The sequence below is a fragment of the Brevundimonas sp. AJA228-03 genome, assembly GCF_017795885.1.
Taxonomy (GTDB): Bacteria; Pseudomonadota; Alphaproteobacteria; order Caulobacterales; family Caulobacteraceae; genus Brevundimonas.
In genome coordinates, this window is the sequence record NZ_CP059297.1 from 1,370,299 (window position 1) to 1,396,858 (window position 26,560).

The 26,560-nt window shown below is 68.1% G+C and carries 24 protein-coding genes and 2 tRNA genes; 20 read left to right on the forward strand and 6 right to left on the reverse strand.

The annotated features are described in order from the left end of the window. Nucleotides 1-47: 47 nt before the first annotated feature. From glmU to HZ989_RS06825, 6 genes are all read left to right on the forward strand, one after another. Nucleotides 48-1,397 carry a bifunctional UDP-N-acetylglucosamine diphosphorylase/glucosamine-1-phosphate N-acetyltransferase GlmU gene (glmU, locus tag HZ989_RS06800; RefSeq protein WP_209322845.1) on the forward strand — a complete coding sequence of 450 codons (1,350 nt, stop codon included), beginning with the start codon at nt 48-50 and terminating at the stop codon, nt 1,395-1,397. Between the two features lie 235 nt (nt 1,398-1,632). Then, on the forward strand, nt 1,633-2,256 hold the full coding sequence (rpiA, locus tag HZ989_RS06805; RefSeq protein WP_245162514.1) for a ribose 5-phosphate isomerase A: 624 nt from the start codon (nt 1,633-1,635) through the stop codon (nt 2,254-2,256). Nucleotides 2,257-2,401: 145 nt separating this feature from the next. Next, a complete protein-coding gene (gene gor / locus HZ989_RS06810) occupies nt 2,402-3,793 on the forward strand; it encodes a glutathione-disulfide reductase (protein WP_209322847.1) in 1,392 nt (463 codons plus the stop codon). Between the two features lie 39 nt (nt 3,794-3,832). Then, entirely contained in the window at nt 3,833-5,203 is a 1,371-nt protein-coding gene (locus HZ989_RS06815) for a class II 3-deoxy-7-phosphoheptulonate synthase (RefSeq protein WP_209322848.1), read from the forward strand. Beyond that, nucleotides 5,200-5,787 (forward strand): prephenate dehydratase domain-containing protein, encoded by a 588-nt coding sequence (locus HZ989_RS06820; protein ID WP_209322849.1) that lies wholly within the window; start codon nt 5,200-5,202, stop codon nt 5,785-5,787. The genes HZ989_RS06815 and HZ989_RS06820 overlap by 4 nt, the downstream gene beginning before the upstream one ends. Before the next feature lie 282 nt (nt 5,788-6,069). Further along, entirely contained in the window at nt 6,070-6,840 is a 771-nt protein-coding gene (locus tag HZ989_RS06825) for a chorismate mutase (protein ID WP_209322850.1), read from the forward strand. A gap of 137 nt (nt 6,841-6,977) precedes the next feature. Here the strand turns inward: HZ989_RS06825 and panC are convergent, their stop codons facing one another. Further along, nucleotides 6,978-7,841 (reverse strand): pantoate--beta-alanine ligase, encoded by an 864-nt coding sequence (gene panC / locus HZ989_RS06830; RefSeq protein ID WP_209322851.1) that lies wholly within the window; start codon nt 7,839-7,841, stop codon nt 6,978-6,980. A 102-nt stretch (nt 7,842-7,943) separates the two neighbouring features. Between panC and HZ989_RS06835 the strand changes: the two genes are divergently transcribed. The 4 genes from HZ989_RS06835 to HZ989_RS06850 all read left to right on the forward strand — a co-directional run bounded on the left by HZ989_RS06835 (nt 7,944) and on the right by HZ989_RS06850 (nt 11,781). Further along, entirely contained in the window at nt 7,944-8,585 is a 642-nt protein-coding gene (locus HZ989_RS06835; RefSeq protein WP_209322852.1) for an SPOR domain-containing protein, read from the forward strand. 134 nt (nt 8,586-8,719) lie between these two features. Then, nucleotides 8,720-9,565: a division plane positioning ATPase MipZ gene (locus tag HZ989_RS06840; protein ID WP_209322853.1), complete on the forward strand. Its 846-nt coding sequence runs from the start codon at nt 8,720-8,722 to the stop codon at nt 9,563-9,565. A gap of 16 nt (nt 9,566-9,581) precedes the next feature. Beyond that, nucleotides 9,582-10,001: a molecular chaperone DnaJ gene (locus tag HZ989_RS06845; protein ID WP_209322854.1), complete on the forward strand. Its 420-nt coding sequence runs from the start codon at nt 9,582-9,584 to the stop codon at nt 9,999-10,001. A gap of 187 nt (nt 10,002-10,188) precedes the next feature. Next, nucleotides 10,189-11,781: a carboxyl transferase domain-containing protein gene (locus HZ989_RS06850; protein ID WP_209322855.1), complete on the forward strand. Its 1,593-nt coding sequence runs from the start codon at nt 10,189-10,191 to the stop codon at nt 11,779-11,781. A 6-nt stretch (nt 11,782-11,787) separates the two neighbouring features. On the opposite strand, the gene HZ989_RS06855 is transcribed toward HZ989_RS06850, so the two are convergent. Continuing rightward, nucleotides 11,788-12,585, reverse strand: a complete 798-nt coding sequence (locus HZ989_RS06855) for a Fic family protein (protein WP_209322856.1) — start codon at nt 12,583-12,585, stop codon at nt 11,788-11,790. 43 nt (nt 12,586-12,628) lie between these two features. Between HZ989_RS06855 and HZ989_RS06860 the strand changes: the two genes are divergently transcribed. The 5 genes from HZ989_RS06860 (at nt 12,629) to HZ989_RS06880 (ending at nt 18,899) form a co-directional block, all read left to right on the forward strand. Then, nucleotides 12,629-13,525: an enoyl-CoA hydratase-related protein gene (locus HZ989_RS06860; protein WP_209322857.1), complete on the forward strand. Its 897-nt coding sequence runs from the start codon at nt 12,629-12,631 to the stop codon at nt 13,523-13,525. 31 nt (nt 13,526-13,556) lie between these two features. After that, nucleotides 13,557-13,919: a hypothetical protein gene (locus tag HZ989_RS06865; RefSeq protein WP_209322858.1), complete on the forward strand. Its 363-nt coding sequence runs from the start codon at nt 13,557-13,559 to the stop codon at nt 13,917-13,919. 37 nt (nt 13,920-13,956) lie between these two features. After that, nucleotides 13,957-15,849, forward strand: a complete 1,893-nt coding sequence (locus tag HZ989_RS06870; protein ID WP_209322859.1) for a biotin carboxylase N-terminal domain-containing protein — start codon at nt 13,957-13,959, stop codon at nt 15,847-15,849. 973 nt (nt 15,850-16,822) lie between these two features. Then, complete coding sequence (locus HZ989_RS06875) at nt 16,823-17,221, forward strand: DUF1489 family protein (RefSeq protein WP_209322860.1); 399 nt, start codon at nt 16,823-16,825, stop codon at nt 17,219-17,221. Between the two features lie 337 nt (nt 17,222-17,558). After that, nucleotides 17,559-18,899 carry an MATE family efflux transporter gene (locus HZ989_RS06880; RefSeq protein WP_209322861.1) on the forward strand — a complete coding sequence of 447 codons (1,341 nt, stop codon included), beginning with the start codon at nt 17,559-17,561 and terminating at the stop codon, nt 18,897-18,899. 215 nt (nt 18,900-19,114) lie between these two features. Here HZ989_RS06880 and HZ989_RS06885 read toward each other — a convergent pair whose 3' ends face one another. Continuing rightward, the gene (locus tag HZ989_RS06885; protein ID WP_209322862.1) at nt 19,115-19,483 is read right to left on the reverse strand and encodes a VOC family protein; all 369 of its coding nucleotides are present in this window, start codon (nt 19,481-19,483) and stop codon (nt 19,115-19,117) included. A 91-nt stretch (nt 19,484-19,574) separates the two neighbouring features. On the opposite strand from HZ989_RS06885, the gene metG reads away from it, so the two are divergent. Beyond that, nucleotides 19,575-21,278: a methionine--tRNA ligase gene (gene metG, locus HZ989_RS06890; RefSeq protein WP_209322863.1), complete on the forward strand. Its 1,704-nt coding sequence runs from the start codon at nt 19,575-19,577 to the stop codon at nt 21,276-21,278. Between the two features lies 1 nt (nt 21,279). Here metG and HZ989_RS06895 read toward each other — a convergent pair whose 3' ends face one another. Genes HZ989_RS06895 through rlmB form a run of 3 tightly spaced genes read right to left on the reverse strand, consistent with a single transcriptional unit; the run spans nt 21,280 to nt 23,523 of the window. Next, nucleotides 21,280-21,729 carry a hypothetical protein gene (locus tag HZ989_RS06895; RefSeq protein ID WP_209322864.1) on the reverse strand — a complete coding sequence of 150 codons (450 nt, stop codon included), beginning with the start codon at nt 21,727-21,729 and terminating at the stop codon, nt 21,280-21,282. A gap of 56 nt (nt 21,730-21,785) precedes the next feature. Next, a complete protein-coding gene (locus tag HZ989_RS06900) occupies nt 21,786-22,592 on the reverse strand; it encodes a TerC family protein (protein WP_209322865.1) in 807 nt (268 codons plus the stop codon). Nucleotides 22,593-22,620: 28 nt separating this feature from the next. After that, on the reverse strand, nt 22,621-23,523 hold the full coding sequence (rlmB, locus tag HZ989_RS06905) for a 23S rRNA (guanosine(2251)-2'-O)-methyltransferase RlmB (protein ID WP_209322866.1): 903 nt from the start codon (nt 23,521-23,523) through the stop codon (nt 22,621-22,623). Between the two features lie 147 nt (nt 23,524-23,670). Here rlmB and HZ989_RS06910 point away from each other — a divergent pair. From HZ989_RS06910 to HZ989_RS06925, 4 genes are all read left to right on the forward strand, one after another. Then, nucleotides 23,671-23,754 (forward strand) — tRNA-Tyr (locus HZ989_RS06910). A gap of 88 nt (nt 23,755-23,842) precedes the next feature. Then, nucleotides 23,843-23,916 (forward strand) — tRNA-Gly (locus tag HZ989_RS06915). A 64-nt stretch (nt 23,917-23,980) separates the two neighbouring features. Next, nucleotides 23,981-25,171 (forward strand): elongation factor Tu, encoded by a 1,191-nt coding sequence (gene tuf / locus HZ989_RS06920; RefSeq protein ID WP_209320532.1) that lies wholly within the window; start codon nt 23,981-23,983, stop codon nt 25,169-25,171. Between the two features lie 224 nt (nt 25,172-25,395). Further along, nucleotides 25,396-26,550, forward strand: a complete 1,155-nt coding sequence (locus tag HZ989_RS06925) for a GNAT family N-acetyltransferase (protein WP_209322867.1) — start codon at nt 25,396-25,398, stop codon at nt 26,548-26,550. Nucleotides 26,551-26,560 lie beyond the last annotated feature (10 nt).

The window sequence follows — 26,560 nt, forward strand, 5'->3', positions numbered from 1 at the left end:
CCGGGATGGGCTAGACCTCGCGCGTTGACTAGCCGCCGGACCGATTCATGACCACTCCCCATCCACGCGCCGCCATCATCCTCGCCGCCGGTCAGGGCACGCGGATGAAGTCGCCGGTGCCCAAGGTGCTGCATCCGGTCGGACACCGCGCCATGCTGGACCACGCCATCGACGCGGCCGAGGCTTTGGGCTGCGAGCGGATCGTGGTCGTGGTGGGGGCCCATTCACCCGAGGTGCGGGCCCATGTGATGAAACGGCTGGGCGAGGATGCCATCGCGGTCCAGGACCCGCCGCTGGGCACCGGCCATGCGGTCCGCGCCGCCGAGGCCGTGCTCGGCGACTTCGTCGGCCAGGTGGTCGTCACCTATGGCGACGTGCCCCTGCTGCGGGCCTCCGACATCGAGGCGGTGTTCGAGGCGCATGACGGGGTGACGGTGATCGGCTTCGAGGCGGCCGATCCGGGGGCCTATGGCCGACTGGTCATGGACGGCGACACCCTGACCGCCATCACCGAGGCGAAGGAGGCGTCCGAACAGGTTCTGGCCCTGACCACCTGCAACTCGGGCGTGATGGCCGCACCGGTCGGGCTGCTGTTCGACCTGCTGGCCGAGGTGACGAACGAGAACGCCAAAGGCGAATTCTATCTGACCGACGTGGTCGAACTGGCCCGCAAGCGCGGGGCGCCGACGCGGGCGGTGATGGCGTCCGAGGAGGCCGTCATGGGGGTGAATGCGCAGGGCGAACTGGCGACCGCCGAGGCCCTGTTCCAGAAGGTCCGGCGCGAGACCTTCCTGGCGGCCGGGGTGACGATGAGCGCGCCGGAGACGGTGCATTTCGCCTGGGACACCCGGGTGGGCGCGGGCACGGTGATCGAGCCGTTCGTGGTCTTCGGCCCGGGCGTGACGGTCGCCGAACGCGCCCGCATCCGCAGCTTTTCGCATATCGAGGGGGCCACGGTGGCGACGGGGGCCGAGGTCGGTCCCTATGCGCGGCTGCGGCCCGGCGCGGACCTCGGCGAGGGGACGAAGGTCGGCAATTTCGTCGAGGTCAAGAATGTGCGGATGGAGGCGGGGGCCAAGGCCAACCACCTGTCCTATCTGGGCGACGGCGCGGTCGGGGCGGGCGCGAACATCGGCGCGGGCACGATCTTCTGCAACTACGACGGCTTCAACAAGGCCCGGACCGTGGTGGGCGAGGGGGCCTTCGTGGGGTCCAACTCGGCGCTGGTGGCGCCGGTGAGCATTGGCGCGGGGGCCATCGTGGGGTCGGGTTCGGTGATCACCGAGGATGTGCCTGCGGATGCCATGGCCCTGGGGCGCGGGCGTCAGGTGAACAAGGACGGGGCGGGGGCTGCTTTCCGCGAACGGGCGAAGGCGAAAAAGGAGCGCGGGTCGTGATCCCTCTCCCGGAGGGAGAGGGCTTGAGCGCCCGGGAGCGCCAGCGATCGGCCTGGCGCGAAAGGGTGAGGGCTTATGCCCTCGCCGGTTGGCACCGTAGCCCCTCACCCTTTCGGCTGAGCGCATCGCTTCGCTCTGCGAGCCTCAAGCCCTCTCCCGACGGGAGAGGGAGCCAGTGAGCGACCTCCAGAAACAACGTGCCGGAGAGGCGGCGGCCCTGCGGGTCGAGGCGGGGATGGTCGTGGGGCTGGGCACCGGGTCGACCGCGGCCTGGTTCGTGAAGGCGCTGGCGGCGCGGGGGCTGGGCGGCCTGCGCTGCGTGCCGACCTCGGAAAGGACCGCCGACCTGGCGCGCGAGCTGGGATTGCCGCTGACGACGCTGGAGGACGTGTCGCGCATCGACCTGACCGTCGACGGGGCCGACGAGGTCGGGCCGGGGCTGGCCCTGATCAAGGGCGGCGGTGCGGCGCTGCTGAGGGAAAAGCTGGTGTGGGAGGCGTCAAGCCGCTGCATCGTCATCGCCGACGCGGCCAAGGTGGTGCCGGTGCTGGGGGCCTTCCCTTTGCCGATCGAGGTCGTCGCCTTTGGCCACAAGGCGACGGCGAACCGGATCATGGACGTGCTGACCGACCACGACATCGCCATGCCCGCCCGTTTGCGCCAGGCCGACCGGGGCGTCGTCCGCACGGATGGCGGCAATGTCATCTATGATGCGAAATGCGTGGCGATCCATGACCCTGTGCGCCTGGCCGACGATCTGAAGCTGATCACCGGGGTGGTCGAGCACGGCCTGTTCCTGGATCTGGCGGACGAGGCGATCATCGGTGGCGATGACGGGGTGGACATCCTACTTCCCTGACACCCAATCCGCTCATCCCGGCGAAAGCCGGGACCCAGTGCTTTCGCAGGGCACGGTGCGCGGGATCATCAACTGCGAAACCGACTACCGTCGGAGCGCCCAAAGGACTGGATCCCGGCTTTCGCCGGGATGAGCGGGATACAGAATGACCTACGACTACGACCTCTTCGTCATCGGTGCCGGGTCCGGGGGCGTCCGGGCGGCGCGGCTGACGGCCCTGGGCGGCAAGACGGTGGCGATCGCGGAGGAACACCGCGTCGGCGGGACCTGCGTGATCCGGGGCTGCGTGCCCAAGAAATTCATGGTCATGGCCAGTGACTTCGCCCACCAGTTCCATACCGCCGAAGGCTATGGCTGGACGGTGGAGGCCAGTTTCGACTGGCCGAAATTCATCGAGACCAAGGACGTCGAGATCGCCCGGCTGTCGGGCATCTATGCCGCCAACCTGGGCAAGGCGGGGGTCGAGTTGATCCACGGCCGCGCGGTGCTGACCGACGCCCACACGGTGGTGATCGCCGGCAAGGGCGAGGGCGGCGGCGACCTGACCGTCACGGCCGAGCGCATCCTGATCGCCACGGGCGGGCGTCCCTGGATGCCCGAGGGTCTGCCCGGCATCGAGCATGCGATCACGTCGGAAGGGGCCTTCCATCTGCCGGAGCTGCCCAAACGCATCCTGATCGCGGGCGGCGGCTATATCGCCGTGGAGTTCGCGGGGATTTTCGCCGGGCTTGGGGTCGAGACGACCCTGATCTATCGCGGGCCGAACATCCTGCGCGGCTTCGACGACGACGTGCGCGCGCATCTGGCCGGAGAGATCGAGAAGCGCGGCATCAAGGTCATCCTGGGCTGCCAGCACAGGGAGATCCGCAAGACCGGCAGCGGTCTGGTGAATGTGCTGGAGAACGGCATGGAGCTGGAGACCGACGTCGTCATGTTCGCCACCGGCCGGGTGCCGCACGTCAAGTCGCTGGGGCTGGAGACGGCGGGCGTGGCGCTGAACGACAAGGGCGCGATCCGGGTCGATGCCCTGTCGAGAACAACCTCTGAAAGCATCTGGGCCATCGGCGACGTGACCGACCGGATGAACCTGACCCCCGTCGCGATCCGCGAGGCGGTCGCCTTCCACGAGACCGTCTACAAGGACAATCCGCAGCATTTCGACTACGAGGCCGTCGCCACGGCGGTGTTCAGCCAGCCGCCGGTGGGGACGGTGGGCCTGTCGGAAGCCGAGGCCCGGCGGACGTGTTCGGGCGCGGTGGATGTCTATTCGACCCGGTTCCGGCCGATGAAATACGCCTTCACCGGTTCGGACGAGCGGGTGCTGATGAAGCTGGTGGTGGATGCGTCGAACGACCGCGTGGTCGGCGTCCACATCGTCGGACCGGACGCCCCCGAGATGATCCAGCTGGCCGCCATCGCCGTGAAGGCGGGCCTGACCAAGGCCCAGTGGGACGCCACCTGCGCCGTCCACCCGACCATGGCCGAAGAGCTGGTCACGCTGAAGGTCAAGCAGAGCCAGGAAACTTCGGCGGGCTAGTTTGTTGTTTCGCAACCGCGAGAGGCCTATTCTACGGCCATGACCCAGCGCTGGACCCCTGACTCCTGGAGAAACAAACCCGCGGTGCACATGCCGACGGATTATCCGGACGCGCGGGAGCTTCAGCGGGTCGAGGACGAACTGCGCGCCATGCCGCCTCTGGTGTTCGCAGGCGAGGCGCGGACGCTGACCGCCAAGCTGGCGGAGGTCGAGGCGGGCAAGGCCTTCCTGCTGCAAGGCGGGGACTGCGCCGAGAGCTTCAAGGAATTCTCGACCGACAACATCCGCGACACCTTCCGCCTGCTGCTGCAGATGGCGGTGGTGCTGACGTTTGCGGGTCGCAAGCCGGTGGTGAAGGTCGGCCGGATCGCCGGCCAGTTCGCCAAGCCGCGCAGCTCTGCGGTCGAAACGATCGACGGCGTGACCCTGCCGTCCTATCGCGGCGACAACATCAACGGCTCGGCCTTCACCGCCGAGGAACGCGCCCCCGATCCGCAGCGCTTGCTGAAGGCCTACAACCAGTCGGCCTCGACGCTGAACCTGCTGCGCGCCTTCGCCGGCGGCGGCTATGCGGATCTGTACAACATCCATCGCTGGACCCAGGGGTTCGCCGATCACGGCATAGGGGCCCAGTACCGCGAGCTGGCCGACAAGATCGCCGAGGCCCTGGCCTTCATGGAGGCCGTCGGCGTCACGCCCGAGACCCATCCGGATCTCAGCCGCGTCGAGGTCTTCACCTCGCACGAAGCCCTGCTGCTGAACGTCGAAAGCGCCCTGACCCGGCTGGATGGCGGAACGGGCGAATGGTTCGACACCTCGGCCCATATGCTGTGGATCGGCGAGCGTACGCGTCAGCTGGACGGGGCCCATGTCGAGTTCATGCGCGGCATCCGGAATCCGATCGGGGTGAAATGCGGCCCGACGATGGAGCCGGACGACCTGCTGCCCCTGATCGACGCGCTGAACCCGGACAATATCTCGGGCCGCCTGACCCTGATCGGCCGCTTCGGTCACGACAAGGTCGGCAAGCGCCTGCCCGCCCTGATGCAGGCGGTGAAGGCGGCGGGCAAGAAGGTGATCTGGTCGATCGACCCGATGCACGGCAACACCCTGATGGCCACGAGCGGCTACAAGACCCGGCCGTTCGACCGGATCCTGGGCGAGGTGAAGGGCTTCATCGATGTGGCCGAATCCGAGGGGGTCCACCCCGGCGGCGTCCATCTGGAGATGACCGGCCAGAATGTCACCGAATGCATCGGCGGGGCGCAGGCGGTGTCCGAGGACGACCTGTCCAGCCGCTATCACACCCACTGCGACCCTCGCCTGAACGCCGACCAGGCGCTGGAACTGGCCTTCCTGGTGGCCGAGCGGCTCAAGAGCGGACGACTGAACCAGTCGCGCGCGGCGTGACCGGGTCTGGGATCGGGCGACCGGCGGGCGACGACCGGGGCGGGCGCACCGCCTTCCAGGGCGCGCCCGGTGCCTTCAGCCACGAGGCCTGCGTCGAGCTGCGCCCCTGGGACGTCCATGTGCCGTTCGAGACCTTTGCCGAGGCGATCGAGGCGGTAAAGACCGGCGATTGCGACTGCGCCCTGATCCCCGTCGAGAACTCCACGATCGGCCCGGTGGAACCGGCCGCAACCCTGGTGGCATCGGCCGGGCTGAAACAGGTCGCCGACGTCTGGCGGCCGATCCATATCGCCCTGATGGCGCTGGACGGCGTCGAGATCGACCAGATCCGCACGGTCTCCAGCCACCCCATCGCGCTGCGCCAGTGCGCAGGCAACCTGGCCGCGATGGGGCTCGAGACCGTCGAGGCCTTCGACACCGCCGGGGCCGCGCGATCGGTGTCCGAAGGCAATGACCCGACCCGGGCGGCCCTGGCCCCGGTCGCGGCGGCAGAGGTCTATGGCCTGTCGATTCTGCGCAACGATCTTCAGGATTCAGACACGAACAGCACGCGCTTTGTTCTCCTGTGTCGCGAGGCGGGTTGACGGCGCACGATCCTTGCGTGTCTTTAGGGACCACGGATCGCTGACGATCCGGAACACCGGACCGACCCATGTCCTCGCTGCGCGCCTCGACCCAGTCCCTCGTCCTCCGTTCGCGCGCGGCGGATCTCTATTTTGGCTATCGCTTTTACGGCTTTCGATACGCCGGCTGAGGCCTCGAGCGGCACCCGCTCCTGACAGCCTCGCCGGCGACCGCCCTGACCCGGGGCGGCGGCGCACCCACGCACCCCTCATCGAAATGCACACCGTGAAAGCCCTGATCCCATGCCGAAATCCAACCTCAAGACCGTCTGGCCCGACATGAACCCGCAAGACCTGTCTCCCGAGCAGATGGCCCTGGCCGCCCTGCGCGCCGAGATCGACAGCGTCGACGACCAGCTTCTGGCCCTGTTCCAGCGCCGTCTGGACATCGCCGCCAGGGTGGGTCTGGCCAAGGATGCGCCGCACGGCCCCCACACCAAGCTGCGGCCCGACCGCGAACAGACGGTCCTGAGCCGGATGCTGGCAAAGGCCGAGCCCGGCTATGCCGATGCGGTCGAGGGGCTGTGGCGCGAGATCGTCGGCTGGGGCCTGGCGCGCCAGGGCCAGCTGCAGGTCCAGGTCTGGGCCCCGACCGATCCGACGCGGGCCTTCGACGGGGCCCGTCATCGCTTCGGAGCGGCGGCGGCGATCCGCATGGTGCGGGACCCGCAGGCGGCCCTGGCCTTCGCGGCGGAGGGCCGGGGGGTGGCCGTGCTGGCGATCAACACCGACGATCCCTGGTGGCTGGGGCTGCGCCGCGACTGGTCGTCGTTGAGCGTGTTCGACGGGTTCGGCCAGACGGGCGGGCAGCCGACGTCGCTGGCGGTCGGCAAGATTGATCCTGCCGCCCTGCCCCGGGGCCGCAGCGTGATCGTCACGGCGGGAGGCGACGCCGGCGACGGCGGCGGGGCGCGCCGCTGGGGTCTGAACACCCATCACGGCTGGACCCTGGCCCTGACCGACGCCGCCCTGACGCCGGGAGACGCCGAGGGCTGTGTGGGCGCGATCGGCTAGGGCATGATCGTTTGAGGTGGACCCACGTCGTGGGTCCAGCCGAAAGCGTGAATCATGCCCTCGCTCATATCTGGAGCCTGATTCACGGCATCGGCGGAATCGCGAAGCGATTCCACCTCAGCCGATCAGGCTCCGGATCAGACGGCCAGGTTGTCGATCAGGCGGGTCTTGCCGAGCCAGGCGGCGGCGAGGATGCGGGCAGGGGCATCGACGACGCCGTTCGGGAACGGGGCCAGATCGTCGGCGCGGCGCACGGCGACATAGTCGACCCGCTCGAACCCGGCCTTCAGCAGATCGGAATAGGCGTCGCGCTCGACGGCGGCCAGCGGACGCCGGTCGGCGGCCTTGAGCGCGGCTTCGGCCAGGACGCCGTTGAGACGGCGGGCGATGTCGAGTTCGGCCTCCGACAGATAGGCGTTCCGGGATGACAGGGCGAGGCCATGGCTGTCCCGCATCGTCTGCGCGCCGATGATCCGGGTCGGGATGTCGAGGTCCCGGGCCATGCGGCGGACGACCATCAGCTGCTGGTAGTCCTTCTCTCCGAACACGGCGACATCGGCCTGGACCTGGTTCAGCAGCTTGGCGACGACCACGGCCACGCCGCCGAAGAAGTGGGGCCGGAAGTCGGTCTCCAGCCCTTGCGACGGCCCGCCGACGGAGACGGCGGTGACGAAGCCGTCCGGGTACATTTCGGCCACCGTCGGTGCGAACAGCAGGTCGCATCCGACGCCGGCGAGCAGGGCCGCGTCCCCGGCCTCGCGGCGCGGATAGGTGCCCAGGTCCTCGTGCGCGGCGAACTGGGCCGGGTTGACGAAGATGCTGGCGACGACCCTGTCGGCGTGTTGGCCCGCCGCCCGCACCAGGGTCAGGTGGCCCTCGTGCAGGGCCCCCATGGTCGGCACGAAGGCCACGGTGAACCCCTGACGACGCCAGTCGCGGACCACGGCGCGCAACGCTTCGACCGTTCGCGCGATCGGCAGGGGAGTAGGGTTGTCGCTCATGCTTACCAGATTAACCCCTTGACTTAAGCGTGATCGTGCACCGGACGGCAAAAGGTGCCGGGCTAGGGTCGGCTTATGACGCCCGGCAGAATGCTTCGTCCAGTGCTCCTCGGTCTCGCAAGCCTCTCGACCACGTCGTGCGGCATGGTCGAGAGTGACCCGCACCGTTTCGAGTCCATGGCCCAGGCCGTGGCCAGCGTGCCCCTCGACGGGTCGGACCAACCCTTGCGGACAGCGTCGGAGCTGGGGCTTCGTCCCGCCAGGGTCGACGCTGCCGCCGTCGCGAACCCCGGCGCGCTGAGGGTCGAGGTCATGGACCCCTATGCCCTGTGGGATGCGCGCGATGCCGGTCTTCGGGGCGCTGTCGAACAGGCGGCTCCGGCGATGATCGAGGCGGCCGCGCCGGTCGTGACCCGGGCGGTCCGGCAGCAGGTCTCCGATCCCGCGCCGACGATCCGACCGACTCGGGCCGTCGTCGTCGAGCCCGTTCGCGCGGCCGGTGCGACCGGTCCGCGCGAGACCTTGCAGCTCGGGGCCTTCTCCAGCCCCGCGGCAGCGCGGGCGGCCTGGTCGCGCATTCGTGCGGCGGGCCATGGCCTGGCGGACCTGACGCCCGCGTTCGAGGCTGTCGAGGTCGATGGACGCACCCTGACGCGGCTGAAGGTGACGGCTGCGGGCAACACGGTTCGCGCCGTCTGTCGCGCTGCGGATGCTGCCGATCTGGGGTGCCTGCGCCGGGGCTGAGCCACCGCCCGCGCGATCTTCCCACAGCTGTCGGCCAACCTTTCGTTGACGGATGCGGCCGCGCACCCGACTCTGGCGCGCCATGACGACCGGCTCTGTGAGTCGGTGGTCGCCAGTATCCGGATCATCAGGTCATGACGCAGACAGCTCGGGCTCAGGTCATCGTGGTCGGCAATGAAAAGGGCGGGGCGGGCAAGTCCACCCTGGCCATCCACATCGTCTGCGGCCTGATGCACGCGGGTCGCAAGGTGGCGATCCTGGACCTGGATCTGCGCCAGCGGTCGATGTCCCATTTCTTTTCTCACCGCACGGCCTGGACGGCCGCCAACGGCGTCACCCTGCCCATGCCGGTCGAGCCGGATCTGGGCGACGGCAAGGCCCTGGCCAGGGCGGATGAGGCGGAGCAGATGGCCCGATTCGAGACCGTGTTCGACGAGGCGGTGGCCTCGGGGGCCGAGGTCATCCTGATCGACACGCCGGGGGGCGATACCGTCCTGTCGCGCGCGGCCCATGCCCGGGCCGACCAGATCGTGACGCCGATGAACGACAGCTTCGTCGACTTCGACATGCTGGGCACGGTCGATCCGGTGACGCTGGAGCTGCTGAAGCCCTCGACCTATTCCGAAAGCGTGTGGGAGGCCCGGAAGTATCGCGCGATCCAGGAAGGCCGCCACGTCGCCATCGACTGGATCGTGGTCGTCAACCGCATGGCCGTGGCCGAGGCGCGCAATCGCCGCCGTCTGGAAGAGCGGATGCTGAAACTGTCCAAGCGCGTGGGTTTCCGGGTCGGGCCGGGGCTGCGCGACCGGGTCATCTATCGCGAACTGTTCCCCTTCGGCCTGACGGTGGCCGACCTGTCCAATTCCGTGCGGCCGGTGGCGGTGTCGCTGGCCCATGTCGCGGCAAGGCAGGAGATGCGCAACCTGATGCAGGCCCTGGGTCTGGACGACGTCCGACTGCCGGCGCTCGTGGCCGCTTGATCACCGGATCGTTCGCATGGGCCTGATCTGGCTCGTGCTGGCGGGCATCGTGGTGTGGGCGCTGGTGCGACTGGGTCGCCAGACCGAGGGCCCGCGGCGAGGGCACTGGCGGGTGGCGGCGACCCTGGTCTCGGCCGCCCTGCTGCTCGGCGGGGCTCTGGCGCTGTCCAGGGGGGCGTGGGTCAGCGGCGCAGGGCTGGTCGGAGCGGCGCTGTGGCTGGTGGTCGCCTCCCGGATGCGGACGGTGGCGGCGAGGCCCGAGGCGATCGGCGATGCCGAGGCCCGGGCGATCCTCGGCGTACCCATCGGCGCCGAGCCCGAGGTCATCCATGCCGCCTGGCGTCGCCTGATGGGGCGGGCGCATCCCGATCAGGGCGGGACGGAAGGGCTGGCGGCGAAGCTGAACGCCGCGCGGGATCGGCTGTTGCGGAAATAGCCCTCTCCCTCCCCCTCGGGGGAGGGGGGCCGCGAAGCGGCCGGGTGGGAGCGGCAGGCGAGCCAGAATCCGATTTGCCTTGTATTGCCTTGCCGTCCCCACCCGGTCTCCGCTCCGCTCCGACCACCCTCCCCCGAGGGGGAGGGAGAGGGTTCACGCCTGCGCCTTTCCCCCCTAAACCACCTCCATGCCGAAGCTGACCTCCGCCATCGATCCGAACAGCGCGTCGTTCAAGGCGCTGCACGCCCATAACACGGCCCTGAACGCCGAGCTGCGCGAGCGGGTGGCGCTCGCGGCGCGGGGCGGGTCGGAGGCCAGTCGCGAGCGGCATGTGGCGCGGGGCAAGCTGTTGCCGCGGGACCGGGTCGAGCGGCTGCTGGACCCCGGTTCGCCCTTTCTGGAGGTCGGCCAGCTGGCCGCCAACGGCATGTACGGCGACGAGGCGCCGGGCGCGGGGATGATCTGCGGCATCGGCCGGGTCTCGGGCCGCGAGGTGATGATCGTCGCCAACGACCCGACGGTGAAGGGCGGCGCCTATTTCCCCATGACGGTGAAGAAGCACCTGCGGGCCCAGGAGATCGCCGAGCAGAACATGCTGCCTTGCGTCTATCTGGTCGACTCGGGCGGGGCGAACCTGCCGCACCAGGCCGAGGTGTTTCCGGACCGCGACCATTTCGGCCGCATCTTCTTCAACCAGGCGCGGATGAGCGCGCAGGGCATCCCCCAGATCGCCTGCGTGATGGGGTCGTGCACGGCGGGCGGGGCCTATGTGCCCGCCATGTCGGACGAGACGGTGATCGTCCGGAACCAGGGCACCATCTTCCTGGCCGGCCCGCCGCTGGTGAAGGCCGCGACCGGCGAGGTCATCTCGGCCGAGGAACTGGGCGGGGCCGAGACCCATGGGCGCAGGTCCGGCGTCGTCGACTATGTCGCCGAGAACGACGAACACGCGCTGGAGATCGTCCGCGGCATCGTCGGCCATCTGAACAGCGTCAAACGCGTCGATCTGGATGTGCGCGAGCCGCGCGCCCCGGCCTTCGATGCCGGGGAGCTGTACGGCCTGATCCCCGACGACGTCCGCGCGCCCTACGACGTGCGTGAGGTGATCGCGCGGGTGGTCGACGGCTCGGAGTTCGAGGAGTTCAAGGCCCTGTACGGCTCCACCCTGGTCTGCGGCTTCGCCCGCATCTGGGGCTATCCGGTCGCCATCCTGGCCAACAACGGCGTGCTGTTCAGTGAGAGCGCGCTGAAGGGGGCCCACTTCATCGAACTGGCCTGCAAGCGGAAGATCCCGCTGGTCTTCCTGCAGAACATCAGTGGCTTCATGGTCGGCGGCAAATACGAGGCGGGCGGCATCGCCAAGGACGGGGCCAAGCTGGTGACCGCCGTCGCCTCGGCCAATGTGCCCAAGTTCACGGTCCTGATCGGCGGCAGTTTCGGAGCCGGGAACTACGGCATGTGCGGCCGGGCCTATTCGCCGCGCTTCCTGTTCACCTGGCCCAACAGCCGGATCAGCGTCATGGGCGGCGAGCAGGCGGCCGCCGTGCTGGCCACCGTGCACCGCGACGCCGACACCTGGACCCCCGAACAGGCCGAGGCCTTCAAGGCCCCGGTGCGTCAGAAGTACGAAGACGAGGGCAATCCGTACCATGCCACCGCCCGCCTGTGGGACGACGGCATCATCGATCCGGCCCAGACGCGGGATGTGCTGGGGCTGGCGATCTCGGCCAGTCTGAACGCGCCGATCGAGGAGACGACGTTCGGCGTGTTCAGGATGTGATGGCGATCAGGCGTCGCTCCACCGCCCGCCATCCTCCGTGACGCCGCCCGTGGCCTGATCCGCAGCCTCTCGGAACAGTTCGAGATACTCTTCCAGCGTCGCTTCCAGCCGTTCAAGCATGAGGCGGCGGAAGGCGGCGTCGCCCCGGCCCGCCTGATCCTCCGCGAGCGAGCCGATGTAGGCCAGCCGATCCTCCGGTCGGATGGAGATCGGCGGATAACCCGCGCGGATCAGAAGCAGGTTCATCAACAGACGCGCCGTGCGACCGTTGCCGTCGTTGAACGGATGGATCGCAACCAGCCGCCGATGAGCCTCGAATGCGGTGTCGTGGCTGTCGGCGCTTTCGGAGAGCCAGAGACCGAAGGGCTGCATCAAGGCCGGCACCTCGGCCGGGGACGGGAAGGCGTGCCGCCGCTCATCGGTGCGCACGAAGCGTCCCTGGTCGGCATATCGACCCGCCGCCGCGGGCCGTGATCGCCTCAGGACCAGGGCGTGCAGCGCCCGGATGTCGGCTTCGATCGGCGACCGCCCCGCGCGCGCCAGATCCCGGGCGAGGCCTATGGCATCGTAGTGATCCAACGCTTCTAGATGGTCTTTCAGAGGCTTGCCCGCGATGGTGATGCCCTTGTCGATGACCAGTTCGGTCTCGACCGCCGTCAGCGTGTTTCCCTCGATGGCGTTTGAGGTGTAGGTCAGATCGACGTCGAACCAGCGACGCAAGCGCCACAAAGATGGCAGGGGGACCGGACGCAGGGCATCCAGCGCCCGTTTCAACCGTTCGACGCGTGCGACCAGATCCTCCATTGGCGCTTTGGCTATCACGCCCGCCGAGCCCCGGAAAGCAAGCATGACCGACCCCACCGAATCCGACCTGAACGCCCTGGACATCACCGATGCCGAGGCGGCGGAGATCAACGCCATCGCCCAGCCGCTGGTGCCCGATCCGGCGCCGGATGCGAACGACGACCTGGTGCAGATCGATTCCACGACCGACGGGGTGGTCTTCATCACCATCAATCGCCCGGCGAAGAAGAACGCCTTTGACGCCGCCACCATCGCCGCCCTGCACGAGGCGTTCGAGACCCTGCACGGGGCCGACAGGGTGCGGGCGGTGTTCATCCGGGGCGCGGGCGGGACGTTCAGCGCGGGCGCGGACCTGGGCTGGATGCGGGACGCTGTCGGCTGGTCCGAGAGCGACAACCGCGACGACGCCCTGATGCTGGCGAAGATGCTGAAGGCGCTGCACGACATTCCGGCCCTGACGGTCGCCCTGGTCGAGGGCGCGGCCATGGGGGGCGGGGCGGGGATCGTCTGCGCCTGCGACATGGCCGTGGCGGTCGAGGGGACGCGGTTCGCCTTTTCCGAGGTCAAGCTGGGCCTGATCCCGGCGACCATCGCCCCCTATGTGATCGAGGCGGTCGGGGCGCGACGGGCGAGGCAGCTGTTCCTGACGGCCAACATCTTCGACGCCGACTATGCGGCCCATGCCGGGATCATCGACATGGTCCTGCCTGAAGGGTCGATGGACGAGTTCGTGTCCATGCTGACCGACAGCCTGAGCCAGAATGCGCCGGGTGCCATGGGCGAGGCCAAGCGACTGGTCAACGACCTGGTCGGCCACAGGGTCGATCGCGGCCTGATGGAGGACACCGCCCGCCGCATCGCCCGGGCGCGAGTGTCCAAAGAGGGCCAGGAGGGCGTGCGGGCCTTCCTCGAGAAGCGCAGCCCGAGCTGGGCGGAGTGACCTCGGGTCGGATTTGCGCTAGGCTGCGGCCATGAACGTGCACCAGCCCGTCGAACCGGAATGGACCCTCGAAGAGGAGAACGAACTTTTCGAGATAGCGAACCTGTATCCGGAAGACACGGGGCTGCCCATGACCATCTGGGTCAGCCCCAAGGGCAATGCGCGGCACGACGCGCGGGTGAAGGTCAGCACGGTCCACGGCAACCGGATGACGCTCGATCAACTCGCAGTCGTGGCGATTCGCCCGGAGCCCAGGCTTGTCCATGGCGCATTGATCGCCAGCGACGAGCGTCTGGTCACAGAATGGATCAGCAAGAACCGGGATGCGCTGATCGCATACTGGGACGGAGAGATCGGAACTCGCAAACTGATGCAGCGCCTCGTCGATCTCTGACCTCGACCCTTGCCCCGGGTCGCTCTAAACCGGAGCCATGTTCACCTCCGTCCTGGTCGCCAATCGTGGCGAGATCGCCTGTCGCGTCTTCCGCACCGCCAAGCGGATGGGGATCCGCACCATCGCCGTCTATTCCGAGGCCGATGCGAAGGCCCTGCATGTGCGCGAGGCCGATGAGGCGGTGCTGATCGGCCCGGCGGCGGCGCGCGAGAGCTATCTGGATGCCGACAGGGTGCTGGCGGCGGCGAAGGCGACGGGGGCGGAGGCGATCCATCCCGGTTACGGCTTCCTGAGCGAGAACGCTGCCTTCGCCGAGGCGGTGATGGCGGCGGGGATCGTCTGGATCGGGGCGCCACCGGCGGCCATACGGGCCATGGGGCTGAAGGACGCGGCCAAGACGCTGATGGTCGAGGCGGGGGTGCCCGTGACGCCCGGCTATATGGGCGAGGACCAGTCGCCCGAGCGGCTGAAGGCCGAGGCCGACGCCATCGGCTATCCGGTGCTGATCAAGGCGGTCGCGGGCGGCGGCGGCAAGGGGATGCGGCGGGTCGATGCGGGCGAGGCCTTCCTCGACGCCCTGGGGTCGTGCCGGCGCGAGGCGGCCTCCAGCTTTGGCGACGACCGGGTCCTGATCGAGAAATACATCCTGTCGCCGCGGCATATCGAGGTTCAGGTGTTCGGCGACAGCCACGGCGAGGTCGTGCACCTGTTCGAACGCGACTGCTCGCTGCAGCGCCGCCACCAGAAGGTGATCGAGGAGGCTCCGGCCCCCGGCATGGACGCGGCGACGCGGGCGGCGGTGACGGCGGCGGCGGTCAAGGCGGCGAAGGCCGTGAACTATGTCGGAGCGGGCACCATCGAGTTCATCGCCGACGGGACCGAGGGTCTGCGGGCCGACCGCATCTGGTTCATGGAGATGAACACCCGGCTGCAGGTCGAACACCCGGTCACCGAGGCCATCACCGGCGTCGACCTGGTGGAATGGCAGTTCCGCGCGGCGGCGGGCGAGCCCGTACCGCTGAGGCAGGACCAGCTGTCGATCCACGGCTGGGCCATGGAGGCGCGGCTGTATGCCGAGGACCCGGCGAACGGCTTCCTGCCCAGCATCGGGAAGCTGGAGCATTTCGTCCTGCCGGACGGGGTGCGGATCGACACGGGCGTGGAGCAGGGCGGCGAGGTCAGCCAGTTCTACGACCCCATGATCGCCAAGCTGATCGTCCATGCGGAGACGCGGGAAGAAGCGGCCGAGGCCCTTGCCGATGCTTGCGCCGATGTGGAGGTCTGGCCGGTGAAGACCAATGCCGGATTCCTGGTGCGGTGCCTGGAGCATCCGCGCTTCGTGGCGGGGGATGTGGATACGGGGTTCATCGGGGCGGAGGAGGGGGCGCTGACGGCCCGGCGAATGTCGGAGAAGGCGCTGCAAGGCGCGGCTCGTGTTCTCCGATTTGAGAACGTGGGCGGCGACGATTCCTTCAGCCCCTGGGATGGCTGGCAGATGCCAATCGGGTTGCGCATGAACGCAGAGCCCGTCTTGCGCCAGACCGTCTTCGTCGATGGCGAACGCACGGTTCTTGAGATCGATGACGCGGTGTCTGCGCACTACGGTCACCTCGAACCAGCTCATGGCGTGACTGTCTATTTCGAGGATGGCTGGCCCTTCGAAGTGTCGAGTTTTGCAAAGCTGGGCGCAGCAGGCGGCACCGCCTCCGACGGGTCCCTGCGCGCGCCCATGCCGGGCAAGATCGTGGCGACGCCGGCGAAGGCGGGGGATGTGGTGACCAAGGGGCAGCCGGTGATCGTGCTGGAGGCCATGAAGATGGAGCATGCGCTGAACGCCCCGTTCGACGGGGTGGTGGGCGAGGTGGCCTTCGCCGTCGGGGACCAGGTGGGGGCGGATGCGGTGCTGGCGGTGGTGGAGGCTGGCGCCTAGGAAGGAAAACGTTTAAATACAGTGGTTTGAAGGCGATGTTTGTCGGACGTTGTGATGAGCAGAGGCTGAGGCGATTGGACTCGAAAAAACCGAGTCCAACGGGTGCAAGTCACTGATTTTTCGGGTTTTGATTTGCACTTTTTTGGACTCATGGAGTCCGATAGATTTGGGGGGCGCGCGCTAGATTCAGCCAACGCTCAACCTTGTCATCCCGGAAATCGCGCCAGCGATTATCCGGGACGGAAGATGCCCTCCTTCGACCTCCCGGAAGGCGCGCAGCGGCTGTCCGGGAGACGGTGGAGGGCGGTCAGACTGTCTCCCGGACAATCGCTGGCGCGATTTCCGGGAGGGATGGTGGCGGGGTCTGGCGTCCCGGCTCTTCGCTTCGCTCCGGCCGGGATGACAAGGGAGGCTCATCGCTTCGCTCCGGCCGGGATGACAAGGGAGGCTCTTCGCTCCGCTCCGGCCGGGATGACAAGGGAGGCTCTTCGCTTCGCTCCGGCCGGGATGACAAGGGAGGCTCATCGCTTCGCTCCGGCCGGGATGACAAGGGAGGCTCTTCGCTCCGCTCCGGCCGGGATGACAAGGGAGGCTCTTCGCTCCGCTCCGGCCGGGATGACAAGGGAGGCTCTTCGCTCCGCTCCGGCCGGGATGACAAGGGAGGCTCTTCGCTCCGCTCCGGCCGGGATGACAAGGGAGGCTCTTCGCTTCGCTCCGGCCGGGATGACAAGGGAGGCTCTTCGCTTCGCTCCGGCCGGGATGACAAGGGAGGCTCATCGCTTCGCTCCGGCCGGGATGACAAGGGAGGCTCTTCGCTTCGCCTGGCCCTTCCCACCCGGCTTCGCTCCGCTCAGCCACCCTCCCCCGAGGGGGAGGGAGAGGTGGTGTCCGCGTCACCTTGCCCGCCCCACCCGGTCGCTGCTTCGCATCGACCACCCTCCCCCGCGGGGGAGGGAGATGATAGTGCGCACCCATGCCTCTTCATATGATCAAGCTCTGCGTCGGTGTCGCCAAGGTGGAGACGCTGGAACGGCGGGCGAGCAAGGGCGACTGGCTGACGGTCAATACGCGGATGACGCCCAAGCGGGCGGCCGAGATCGAGGACGGGGGGTCGATCTACTGGGTGATGAAGGGCTCGGTGACGTGCCGGATGCCGATCGTGGACATCTCGACGCGCGGCGAGGGCAAGGCGTCGATGTGCCTGATCAGACTGGCGCCCGAGGTGGTCCGCACGGCCCCGCAGGCGCGGCGGCCGTTCCAGGGCTGGCGCTATCTGGAACCGAAGGACGCACCGCCGGACCTGTCGTCGCTGGACGCGGGGGATATGCCGGAGGCTTTGGCGAAGCAGTTGCGGGAGATGGGGGCGTGGTAGGGGAATAGGGAGTAGGGATTAGGGAGTAGGGATTAGGGAGTAGGGATTAGGGATTAGGGATTAGGGAGTAGGGATTAGGGATTAGGGATTAGGAGGACTGGGGTTAGCGAACGGGGCCTAATGTGAGATGAGGCGCTCCCCTCCGGCCGGGGTTGCACGCCCCAATCCCCAATCCCCAATCCCTACTCCCTAATCCCTAATCCCTAATCCCTAATCCCTAATCCCTACTCCCTAATCCCTACTCCCTAATCCCTACTCCCTAATCCCTACTCCCTAATCCCTACTCCCTAATCCCTACTCCCTAATCCCTACTCCCTACTCCCTAAACCCTAATCTCATGCTCTCCCCCTCCACCCGGGCCGCCACGCGCGAGCTGCTGACGCTGGCCTGGCCGGTGGTGCTGGCGCGGATCGGCATCATGACCATGGGGCTGACCGATGCGATCGTGGTCGGCCGGTATTCGGCGACGGAGCTCGCCCACCACTCCCTCGCCTGGGCCCCCACATCGGTGATCGTCACGACGGCCGTGGGCCTGTTGCTGGGCGTCCAGGTCATGACGGCCCGGCTGCTCGGCGAGGGGCGGCGAGATGAGGTCGGGGCGGTGCTGCGGCGGGGCATGGTCTATGCGACCCAGATCGGCGTCGCCTCCATGCTGGCCCTGATCGTGTTCGGTCCCTGGGCGCTGACCCAGCTCAATCTGGAAGACGGGCTGGGGGAGGGGGCGCGACCGGCGCTGATCGTCTTCGCCCTGTCGATGCCCGCCTATCTGATCTCGGTGGCGGCGCAGTTCTTTCTGGAGGCCCTGGGCAAGCCCAAGCCCGGGATGATCGCCATGTGGGTGGCCAATGGCGTCAATCTGGCGCTGAACCTGCTGCTGGTGCCCGACCTGCTCGGGATCGGCCTGTTCGGGGCCGAGGCCTCGGCGTGGGCGACGTTCTTCGCGCGAGGGTCCCTGGCCGTGTTCCTCCTGATCTATATCGCGCGCCTGCCCGAGGCGCGGGCGCTGGGGGTGTTCAACAGGCCCCCGAAGGACCCGCCGGCCGAGCGCGAACAGGTCAGGATCGGGGCCGGGTCGGGCGCGTCCTATTTCATCGAGGTCGGGGCCTTTGCGTTGATGACCTTCATCGCCGGGCAACTGGGCACCGAAGAGACGGCGGCCTGGGCCATCGTGCTGAACATCTCGGCCATCGTCTTCATGGTGCCGATGGGGCTGTCGGCGGCCACGGCGGTCCTGGTCGGGCGGGCCTATGGGGCGAAGGACGCGCCGGGCGTGCTGCGGAACGGGCTTGTGGGGATCGGGACGATCGCCGTGCTGACCCTGGTCGTGGCGCTGGTGGCGTGGCCGACCGCGCCCCTGCTGATCGCCGCCTACAACCGCGATCCGGTGCTGGCAGCGATCGCCGTGCCGGCTCTGGTGCTGGCCAGCCTGTTCTTCGTCGCCGACGGTATCCAGGTGGTGGCGTCGCAGGCCAATCGCGCGGCGGGCGACGTCTGGTGGCCGACGATTATGCATTTCTTCTCGTACGGGGCCGTGATGATGCCGCTGGGCTGGTTGCTGGCGCACCGGATCGGGGTCGACGGCCTGGTCTGGGCGGTCATCATCGCCAGCCTGGTGTCGGCCAGCCTGCTGACCGGGCGGTTCGCGCGGGTGGCGGGGCGGCTGGGGATTAGAGATTAGGGATTAGGGATTAGGGATTAGGGATCAGGGATCAGGGATCAGGGATTAGGGAGTGGGGTTGCGCTGTGCGTCACCACTCGCCGCCAACCCTGACTAATCCCTAATCCCTGACCCCTCGGAACCCTGCCCCGCATCCCGATCCTCTGGGCGGGGGTTCAAGGTGTAAAGCACCCTGTACATCAGGAGTCGCGAAATGTAGCGCGTCCTGGACAGCGCTATCGACGGGTGAAGCAGATCCTGTTGCCGTCGGGATCGTCGGCGCAGAACTCGCGCGTGCCCCAGGTCTGGTCGGTCGGCCCCTGATGGATCGGCGAGTCCGGCCTGGCCGAGGGGTCGAGGCCGCGTGTCCTGAAGGTGGCGAACAGGGTGTCCACATCCTCGACCAGCACGGTGATCGACTGGCCACAGACGCCGTCGCCCGCATGGCTCGACAGATGCAGCTCGGCCCCGTCGCGCGTCAGGATGGAAAAGGCCGGGTCGGCCGGCCCGGGCCAGACGCCGACGCAATGGAAGTCCAGCACGCCGGTATAGAAGGCGAGGGAGCGCTGGATGGCGCTGCATCGGACCACGGGGATGATCGGCATGATGGTCCTCCGTTCAGGGGGCGTGGCGGCGGGGTGACGCCGCCCCGTGGTCACTCTATATCCCGCAGCTTCCTCGAACGACCGGAATCCCATGCCCCGTATCCTGATCACCTCGGCGCTGCCCTATATCAACGGCATCAAGCACCTGGGGAATCTGGCGGGGTCGATGCTGCCGGCCGATGTGTTCGCGCGGTTCAAGCGGGGGCAGGGGCATGAAGTCCTCTACATCTGCGCGACCGACGAGCACGGGACGCCGGCCGAACTGGCCGCTGCGGCCGCCGGCCAGGACGTCCAGACCTATTGCGACGAACAGCACGAGATCCAGAAGGCGGCGGGTCAGGCGTTCGGCCTGAGCTACGACTGGTTCGGCCGGTCGTCGCGCGAACCCAACCGGCGGCTGACGCAGCATTTCGCCCAGGTGCTGGAGGCGAACGGCCTGATCGAGGAGCGGGTGGACCGGATGGTCTATTCGATCGACGACGCCCGCTTTCTGCCGGACCGCTATGTCGAGGGCACCTGCCCCCACTGCGGCCATGTCGGGGCGCGTGGCGACCAATGCGACAACTGCGGGCGGCTGCTGGACCCGACCGACCTGATCGCGCCCTATTCGGCGGTGTCGGGTTCGACGAATCTCGAAGTGCGCGACACCCGCCACCTGTATCTGCTGCAGACGAAGATCGAGGACCGGATCCGGGGCTGGATCGAGTCGAGGACCGACTGGCAGACCCTGGCGAAATCCATCGCGCTGAAGCATCTGGACGAAGGGCTGATCGACCGGGGCATCACCCGGGACCTGAAGTGGGGCGTGCCGGTGGTGGGGCCCGACGGGGGGCCGCGTCCCGGCATGGAGGGCAAGGTCTTCTATGTCTGGTTCGACGCGCCCATCGAATACATCGGCGCGACCGAGGAGTGGGCGCAGGCCAATGGCCGGACCTGGCGAGACTGGTGGCGGCTGGACGAGGGGGCGGACGACGTCCGCTACGTCCAGTTCATGGGCAAGGACAATGTCGCCTTCCACACGGTGTCCTTCCCCGCGACCATCCTGGGATCGGGCGAGCCGTGGAAGACGGTCGATACGTTGAAGGCCTTCAACTGGCTGAACTGGTACGGCGGCAAGTTCTCGACCTCGCAGAAGCGCGGCGTCTTCATGGACCAGGCGCTGGAGATCCTGCCGGCCGACTACTGGCGCTGGCACCTGACCGCCTATGGGCCGGAAGGGTCGGATGCGGCCTTCACCTGGGAGCAGTTCCAGTCGACGACGAACAAGGATCTGGCCGATGTGCTGGGCAATTTCGTCAACCGGATCGTCAAATTCGCCGAGTCGAAGTTCGGCGGCGTGGTGCCGGACGGCGGTGAGCCGGGGCCGCTGGAGGCGAAGCTGGAGGCCGATGTGGCGGCGGGCATCGCCGAGGCGACGGCGGCCTTCGAGGCGATGGAGTTCAGAAAGGCCTGTCAGGCCCTGCGCGCCGTCTGGGTGCTGGGCAACGAATATCTGCAGGAGGCCGCCCCCTGGACCGCGTACAAGACGGATGTCGAACGCTCGGCCGTCGGGGTTCGCACCGGTCTGAATCTGGTGGCGCTGTTCGCGCGTCTGGCCGCGCCGGTCATGCCGTTCACCGCCCCGACGATCGCCGCCACGGTCGGGGAGACCGACCTGTCGTGGCCGGGCGTGGGCGAGGGGCTGCTGGACCGCCTGCCGCGCGGTCAGGCGGTGGCCTCGGCCGAGGTACTGTTCCGCAAGATCGAGGACGTCCAGGTCGTCGAATGGAGCGAACGGTTCGGCGGGGCGGACTGACCTATTCGAACAAGGCCGCCGGGGCGCGGTACTCGTCCGGCCAGGCCAGATAGGCCACGTCGGTGGGACCGATGACGAAGGTCACGACGCGCCAGCGGCCGCCCTGGCGGCGCAGCAGGGCATAGGTGCCCGGACCGTCGAAGATGCCGTCCTCGATCTCGCTGGCATAACGGGTCTTGCCGAAGTCGATCGGGCGGCCGTTCGGCTGCCGGATCGATCCGGCATAGAAGGCCCAGTCGCCCTGGACCCGCAGCCGGTCCACCATGAACTGCACGGCCTGACCCCCCAGGTCGCGCTGGATGGCGGGGCGCAGGGTGTCGAGGAGCGGACGGCGCAACGGATCGCCGACGCCTATGTCGCGAACGGCCGACTGGACAACGGCCGAGGGAGCCGGCCCGGCCGGGGTCGCCATCGGGCCGGCGATCAGGAGGGGCAGCAGCATCAGGCTCATCGGTCACTCCGCGGATGGATCGTCGGGTAAGTGGCAGTCCCCGACGTCAGGGTGCGTCAGGGTTTGGCGATCGCCTTCTGGGCCAGACAGATCGTCAGCTTCTCGCCCTTCTCCGGACGGCAGGACTTCTGCACCTCTTCGGCCGTGACATCGAGGAAGGCCGGGGCCGAGGCATTGTGCTGTTCCACGGCCAGGGCCCGCACCACGGTCGAGCGATAGCCGTCCCAGATCATGTGGATGGCGACATAGAGCACGATGACCAGGCCGACATAGCCGATCCAGCGGTATTTGCTCAGCAGCTTGGCGATCCAGGTCGCAGCCACGCCCATCAGGCCGATCGACAGCACCAGGCCGAAGACCATGATCCAGGGATGGTCGTGGGCGGCGCCGGCGACGGCCAGCACATTGTCCAGCGACATGGTGACGTCGGCGATCAGGATCTGGACCAGGGCGGCGCCGAAGCTCTTGCGCTTCAGGCCCATTTCCTCGGGGCTGGGGCCCTTGCCGTGCTCGATGGCGAGGGCGAGTTCCAGTTCGGCCTGGGCCTCGGCCTGGTCGTGGGTGGCGGCCTCCTGCAGCTCGCGCCACATCTTCCAGCAGACCCACAGCAGCAGCACGCCGCCCGCGATCAGCAGGCCGACGATGGCCAGAAGCTGGACGGTGACCAGGGCGAAGACGATCCGCAGCACGACGGCGGCGGCCAGACCGATCAGGATCGCCTTGCGACGCAGCTCCTGCGGCAGGGCGGCGGCGGCCAGACCGACGGCCACGGCATTGTCGCCCGCGAGCACCAGGTCGATGGCCAGGACCTTGCCCAGGGCGGAAAGCTGGCTGGCGAGTTCGGGGGAGCTGAGGAATTCCATGGGGCGCTGTTAGGGCAGGGCGTGGGCCTTAATCAAGCGGGCGTTGCTTGCGCGTGGCCTCGTAAAGCGCGATGGCCGCCGCATTGGAGACGTTCAGGCTCTCGAACCCGCCGGGCATGGGGATCCGGGCCAGCACATCGCAGTGTTCGGCGACCAGACGGCGGATGCCGTCGCCTTCGGACCCCATGACGAGGACGGTCGGGCGGTGGTCCAGGGCGTTCTCGAGCCGTTCGTCGGAGGTGCCGTCCAGACCGACGGCACGCCAGCCCAGGTCGGCGAGGCGTTCGAGGGCGCGGGACAGGTTGGTGACGCGCGCGCAGGGCAGGCGCTCTGTGGCGCCGGCGGCGGCCTTGGCGAGCGCACCCGCCAGCACGGGCGAGTGGCGGTCCTGGACCACGATGCCGCGCGCGCCGAACGCGAGGGCCGAGCGGAAGATGGCCCCGACGTTCTGGGGATCGGTCAGCTGGTCCAGCATGACGATGATCCCCTCTGCGGGCTCGGCGAGGTCTTCCAGGGCGACGCCGTCCAGCGGCTGGACCTTGAAGGCCATGCCCTGGTGCACCGCGCCGGGGGGCAGCAGGCGTTCGAGGGTCTGGGCGTCCATGACCTCGATCCTGTGGCCGTTGGCGGTGCCCTCGCGCTCGATCTCGGCGGCGCGGTCGGGGGTGGCCAGCAGACGGCCCATGCCCTTGCGCGCCGGGTTGGCCAGGGCGGCCAGCACGGGGTGGCGACCCCACAGGAAGCCGTCGGCGTCGACCTTGCCCCGACCGGTGCGGGGAGCGGCCGTCGAGAAGGCTTTGGCGGGCGGGTTGGGGTTCCAGCCGCCGGGCTTCGGACCCGCTGAAGCGTCGCCGGAGCGGGGACCGAAGACCGGTTTCACCGGCCCTTTCTTGCCCGATTTCCGGTCGTTGCGTTCTGGATTTCTCGACACTATAAGACGCCCTCCGATTTGGAGCCCTAGGGCTTTCGGGTCTGGCGCTCCCTCTATCCTAGGCGTGTCGCGACCTTGAAGCCTTTTGTTCCGACACCGGTCGAAAGACGGGTTTCGGGTCAGGGTTCGACGGTTCGAAACGCGCGCGGGGGAATGTCCCGAGCGGCAAAGGGGGGGGACTGTAAATCCCCTGCGTAAGCTTCGCAGGTTCGAGTCCTGCTTCCCCCACCACGCGGTTTCGAGGCGGCGAACGAGCGCGACAGGGAGGATCGACTGCGGACATTTCCTTGCAAAAACAAGGACGTGCCGTGGTTTCCGTGCGGGTATAGTATAATGGTAATACAGCAGCCTTCCAAGCTGAATATGTCGGTTCGATTCCGTCTACCCGCTCCAGGTTTTTGATCGCACACAGCGCCCCAATTCCCGCATCCGGGCCAGGGCCATCAGGAGTTTGGCCATGGCCAAGGAAAAGTTCGAACGTAACAAGCCGCATTGCAACATCGGCACGATCGGTCACGTGGACCACGGCAAGACGACGCTGACGGCGGCGATCACGATGACGCTGGCCAAGGCCGGTGGGGCCAAGGCGATGGCCTATGCCGACATTGACGCGGCGCCGGAAGAGAAGGCGCGCGGCATCACGATCAACACGGCGCACGTGGAATATGAGACGGCCAACCGTCACTATGCCCACGTCGACTGCCCCGGCCACGCCGACTATGTGAAGAACATGATCACCGGTGCCGCCCAGATGGACGGCGCGATCCTGGTGGTGTCGGCGGCCGACGGCCCGATGCCGCAGACCCGCGAGCACATCCTGCTGGCCCGTCAGGTCGGCGTGCCGGCCCTGGTGGTGTTCATGAACAAGGTCGATCTGGTCGACGACAAGGAGCTGCTGGAGCTCGTCGAGATGGAAGTGCGCGAGCTGCTTTCGTCCTACCAGTTCCCGGGCGACGACATTCCGATCACCATGGGCTCGGCCAAGGCCGCGACCGACGGCGTGAACCCGGAGATCGGCGAGCAGCAGGTTCTGGCCCTGATGCAGACGGTCGACGACTATATCCCGCAGCCGGAGCGTCCGGTGGACCTGCCGTTCCTGATGCCGGTGGAAGACGTGTTCTCGATCTCGGGCCGCGGCACCGTGGTCACGGGTCGCGTCGAGCGCGGCATCGTCAAGGTCGGTGAGGAAGTCGAGATCGTCGGCATCCGCCCGGTCCAGAAGACGACCTGCACGGGCGTGGAAATGTTCCGCAAGCTGCTGGACCAGGGTCAGGCGGGCGACAACGTCGGCGTGCTGCTGCGCGGCACCAAGCGCGAGGACGTCGAGCGCGGTCAGGTCCTGTGCAAGCCGGGCTCGATCACCCCGCACACCAAATTCCTGGCCGAGGCCTATATCCTGACCAAGGAAGAGGGTGGCCGTCACACGCCGTTCTTCACCAACTACCGCCCGCAGTTCTACTTCCGCACGACCGACGTGACCGGCATCGTGCAGCTGAAGGAAGGCGTGGAGATGATCATGCCCGGCGACAATGCCGAGCTGAACGTCGAACTGATCACCCCGATCGCGATGGAAGAGAAGCTCCGCTTCGCCATCCGCGAAGGCGGCCGCACGGTTGGAGCAGGCGTCGTGGCCAAGATCATCGCCTGAGCCGGTTGGTGGCGCTATCGCTCGCCGCGCGGCGGCTCGCTGCTTGAGCGCGTGAGCGACTGAACTGAAGAGGCCTCCGGCGAAAGCCGGGGGCCTTTTTCTGTTATCGTCATTCCGGGCGCGAAGGGTTCGTTCACCATGCCGCTCAACCGTCCCGAAACGGCGCAACCGCTAGGGTTTGCGCTGGAACGGCGCTTGCGGCAGCGGGCGTCCAGGAGACGCGCATGGCCGGAACGCTACAGATCGAGGTGGTCAGGACGGACCAGCTGACCGTCGCCGACGTGGCCCTGTGGCGTCAGATGACCGACGCCAATCCCGACCTGGCCAGCCCCTATTTCCGCTGGGAGTTCACCGAGATCGCCGCGCGGATCAGCCCCGATGCGGCGGTGGCGATCCTGACCCGCGACGGACGGACCGTCGGCTATTTCCCGCACCAGCGGCGCGGATCGGCGATCCAGCCCCTGGGCGCGCCGATGAACGACTATCACGGCGTGATCGCCATGCCGGGCGAGGCCCCGACCCTGGCGGCGGTGGCCGAACTGCTGGGCGCGGCGCGCCTGAACGTCTCGGCCTGGGTGGGGCCGTCGGGCGTCGGAAGTCTGCGCGAGACCCTGATGACCGTCGTGCCCGAGGCGGATGAGGCCTCCTACGACGGCTGGTACGCCGAGCGGCGCCAGACCTGGGGCAAGTATTTCAAGGACAAGGAGCGGGCCCGCCGCAGCCTGGAGACCGAGCTGGGTCCGATCCGGGTCGAGTATGGGCTGCGCAATGCCGCATTGCTGGATCGGCTGATCGGGTTGAAGCGGGACCAGTATGCGCGCACCGGGCGGCACGACATCTTCGCCTGCGGCTGGACGGTCGAGCTGCTGCACGCCCTGATGGCGGAGACGCGGACCGACTTCGGGGCCTCGATGGCGGCGCTGTGGGCGGGAGACCGGCTGACGGCCGTCGAATACTCGCTGCATGCGGGCGACCGGTATCATTTCTGGTTCCCGGCCTATGAGCCCGCCCTGGCGCGGTGTTCGCCGGGCATCCTGCTGACCATGGACACGATGCAGCTGGCCTGCGCGGGGGGCTTCCGGGTGTTCGACTTCGGGTTCGGGGGCGAGGGCTACAAGAAGTATTTCTGCAATGCGACGCAGAGCGTACGCGAGGCCGTGGTGCTGAAGCCCGGCCTGGGGGCCAGCCTGTCGGATGTCGCCGTGGGCCTGCTGGACAGCGCCTCGGGCGGGCATGGAGAGCGGCTGAGGACGAGCGTGCGGCGGCGCTGGGCCGCCATCGAGGCCTGCGAGACCACGCCCGCCAACCGCTTCATGGGCGCCGTGGCCGCAGCCGGGGTCGCGGTGCGCAAGGCGACCGGACGGCAGGCCACAGCCTGAAAGACATGAC

What these genes read in the sequence shown, in the direction of transcription:
- HZ989_RS06865 (WP_209322858.1), top strand. Translation starts at nt 13,557, where the DNA reads ATGAACGTGCACCAGCCCGTCGAACCGGAATGGACCCTCGAAGAGGAG.
- HZ989_RS06885 (WP_209322862.1), bottom strand. Translation starts at nt 19,483, where the DNA reads ATGCCGATCATCCCCGTGGTCCGATGCAGCGCCATCCAGCGCTCCCTC.
- tuf (WP_209320532.1), top strand. Translation starts at nt 23,981, where the DNA reads ATGGCCAAGGAAAAGTTCGAACGTAACAAGCCGCATTGCAACATCGGC.
- HZ989_RS06900 (WP_209322865.1), bottom strand. Translation starts at nt 22,592, where the DNA reads ATGGAATTCCTCAGCTCCCCCGAACTCGCCAGCCAGCTTTCCGCCCTG.
- rpiA (WP_245162514.1), top strand. Translation starts at nt 1,633, where the DNA reads ATGGTCGTGGGGCTGGGCACCGGGTCGACCGCGGCCTGGTTCGTGAAG.
- HZ989_RS06815 (WP_209322848.1), top strand. Translation starts at nt 3,833, where the DNA reads ATGACCCAGCGCTGGACCCCTGACTCCTGGAGAAACAAACCCGCGGTG.
- HZ989_RS06860 (WP_209322857.1), top strand. Translation starts at nt 12,629, where the DNA reads ATGACCGACCCCACCGAATCCGACCTGAACGCCCTGGACATCACCGAT.
- metG (WP_209322863.1), top strand. Translation starts at nt 19,575, where the DNA reads ATGCCCCGTATCCTGATCACCTCGGCGCTGCCCTATATCAACGGCATC.
- HZ989_RS06850 (WP_209322855.1), top strand. Translation starts at nt 10,189, where the DNA reads ATGCCGAAGCTGACCTCCGCCATCGATCCGAACAGCGCGTCGTTCAAG.
- HZ989_RS06845 (WP_209322854.1), top strand. Translation starts at nt 9,582, where the DNA reads ATGGGCCTGATCTGGCTCGTGCTGGCGGGCATCGTGGTGTGGGCGCTG.
- HZ989_RS06825 (WP_209322850.1), top strand. Translation starts at nt 6,070, where the DNA reads ATGCCGAAATCCAACCTCAAGACCGTCTGGCCCGACATGAACCCGCAA.
- HZ989_RS06870 (WP_209322859.1), top strand. Translation starts at nt 13,957, where the DNA reads ATGTTCACCTCCGTCCTGGTCGCCAATCGTGGCGAGATCGCCTGTCGC.
- HZ989_RS06875 (WP_209322860.1), top strand. Translation starts at nt 16,823, where the DNA reads ATGCCTCTTCATATGATCAAGCTCTGCGTCGGTGTCGCCAAGGTGGAG.
- HZ989_RS06895 (WP_209322864.1), bottom strand. Translation starts at nt 21,729, where the DNA reads ATGAGCCTGATGCTGCTGCCCCTCCTGATCGCCGGCCCGATGGCGACC.
- panC (WP_209322851.1), bottom strand. Translation starts at nt 7,841, where the DNA reads ATGAGCGACAACCCTACTCCCCTGCCGATCGCGCGAACGGTCGAAGCG.
- HZ989_RS06855 (WP_209322856.1), bottom strand. Translation starts at nt 12,585, where the DNA reads ATGGAGGATCTGGTCGCACGCGTCGAACGGTTGAAACGGGCGCTGGAT.
- glmU (WP_209322845.1), top strand. Translation starts at nt 48, where the DNA reads ATGACCACTCCCCATCCACGCGCCGCCATCATCCTCGCCGCCGGTCAG.
- gor (WP_209322847.1), top strand. Translation starts at nt 2,402, where the DNA reads ATGACCTACGACTACGACCTCTTCGTCATCGGTGCCGGGTCCGGGGGC.
- HZ989_RS06880 (WP_209322861.1), top strand. Translation starts at nt 17,559, where the DNA reads ATGCTCTCCCCCTCCACCCGGGCCGCCACGCGCGAGCTGCTGACGCTG.
- HZ989_RS06925 (WP_209322867.1), top strand. Translation starts at nt 25,396, where the DNA reads ATGGCCGGAACGCTACAGATCGAGGTGGTCAGGACGGACCAGCTGACC.
- HZ989_RS06840 (WP_209322853.1), top strand. Translation starts at nt 8,720, where the DNA reads ATGACGCAGACAGCTCGGGCTCAGGTCATCGTGGTCGGCAATGAAAAG.